Here is a 237-nt window from a genome sequence, read left to right on the forward strand (position 1 = left end):
GTAGTCTCCCTGGCTAACACTGAAATCTCGCTCTCGACAGCTGATTTCGAATTATTGTGGGAATTAGCTACCCATGCCGGGCAAATCATGGACCGCGATGCATTGCTGAAAAATTTACGCGGCGTCAGTTATGACGGACTGGATCGTAGCGTGGACGTGGCTATTTCGCGGTTAAGAAAAAAACTGCTCGATAACGCCGCAGAACCTTATCGTATTAAAACCGTGCGTAACAAAGGC

At 48.1% G+C, this 237-nt stretch carries 1 protein-coding gene; it reads left to right on the forward strand.

Annotated features, from left to right (window positions below; translation table 11 throughout):
- Positions 1–237: winged helix-turn-helix domain-containing protein (locus QP437_RS10415; RefSeq protein ID WP_285267790.1), on the forward strand; the 237-nt coding region annotated here is incomplete at both ends.

The organism is Haemophilus sp. UMB1048 (genome assembly GCF_030218125.1).
In the GTDB taxonomy this organism is placed as follows: domain Bacteria; phylum Pseudomonadota; class Gammaproteobacteria; order Enterobacterales; family Pasteurellaceae; genus Haemophilus_D.